The sequence below is a fragment of the Rothia sp. HMSC066H02 genome (genome assembly GCF_001814995.1).
GTDB lineage: Bacteria > Actinomycetota > Actinomycetes > Actinomycetales > Micrococcaceae > Rothia > Rothia mucilaginosa.
In genome coordinates this window covers 1-1368 of sequence record NZ_KV818680.1, presented here as the reverse complement: position 1 = coordinate 1368, position 1368 = coordinate 1, and the positions used below count along the sequence as shown (strand labels likewise).

General features: G+C 51.1%; 1 rRNA gene. It reads left to right on the top strand.

What is annotated here, in order from left to right:
• Nucleotides 1-114: 114 nt before the first annotated feature.
• A 23S ribosomal RNA gene (locus HMPREF2999_RS04230) occupies nucleotides 115-1368 on the top strand; the annotation flags it as partial.

The window sequence follows — 1368 nt, the reverse complement described above, 5'->3', positions numbered from 1 at the left end:
GGTTGTTGTTTGAGAACTATATAGTGGACGCGAGCATCTTCTGGAATTTGCGTTGAATCAATGCTTTGGTGTTGGTTTGATTGTTGATTTTAGATTCTTATTTTTCTTGATTGTGTGTAAGTTATTAAGGGCACACGGTGGATGCCTTGGCATTAAGAGCCGATGAAGGACGTGTGAATCTGCGATAAGCCTCGGGGAGCCGATAACTGGGCTGTGATCCGAGGATTTCCGAATGGGGAAACCTGGCTCATCTTCATGGTGAGTTACCGCCAGCTGAATGTATAGGCTGGTTGGGGGGAACGCGGGGAAGTGAAACATCTCAGTACCCGCAGGAAGAGAAAATAAAGTAATGATTCTGTGAGTAGTGGCGAGCGAAAGCGGAAGAGACTAAACCTGTGGTGTGTGATAGCGGTTAGGCGTTGCATCATGGGGGTTGTGGGAGTCACAGTGGCAGTTCTAACTGGCTGCCGGCATGATGTTCAGGATGGTAGGTGAACGACTTGGAATGGTCGGCCGTAGAGGGTGAGAGTCCCGTAATCGAAATTGTTCTGTCCGTGGTGTGGCCACCCGAGTAGCACGGGGCTCGTGGAATCTCGTGTGAATCTGCCAGGACCACCTGGTAAGTCTAAATACTTCTTAATGACCGATAGTGAATCAGTACCGTGAGGGAATGGTGAAAAGTACCCCGGGAGGGGAGTGAAATAGTACCTGAAACCGTGTGCTTACAAGCCGTTGGAGCCTTTTGGGGTGACAGCGTGCCTTTTGAAGAATGAGCCTGCGAGTTAGTGTTATGTCGCGAGGTTAACCCGTGTGGGGTATCCGTAGCGAAAGCGAGTCTGAATAGGGCGTTTGAGTGGCATGACCTAGACCCGAAGCGGAGTGATCTATCCATGGCCAGGTTGAAGCGACGGTAAGACGTCGTGGAGGACCGAACCCACTTCAGTTGAAAATGGAGGGGATGAGCTGTGGATAGGGGTGAAAGGCCAATCAAACTCTGTGATAGCTGGTTCTCCCCGAAATGCATTTAGGTGCAGCGTTACGTGTTTCTTGCCGGAGGTAGAGCTACTGGATGGCCGATGGGCCTTCACGGGTTACTGACGTCAGCTAAACTCCGAATGCCGGTAAGTGAGAGCGTAGCAGTGAGACAGTGGGGGATAAGCTTCATTGTCGAGAGGGAAACAGCCCAGACCACCAACTAAGGCCCCTAAGCGTGTGCTAAGTGGGAAAGGATGTGGAGTTGCTTAGACAACCAGGAGGTTGGCTTAGAAGCAGCCATCCTTGAAAGAGTGCGTAACAGCTCACTGGTCAAGTGATTCTGCGCCGATAATGTAGCGGGGCTCAAGTACACCGCCGAAGTTGTGGCAATGA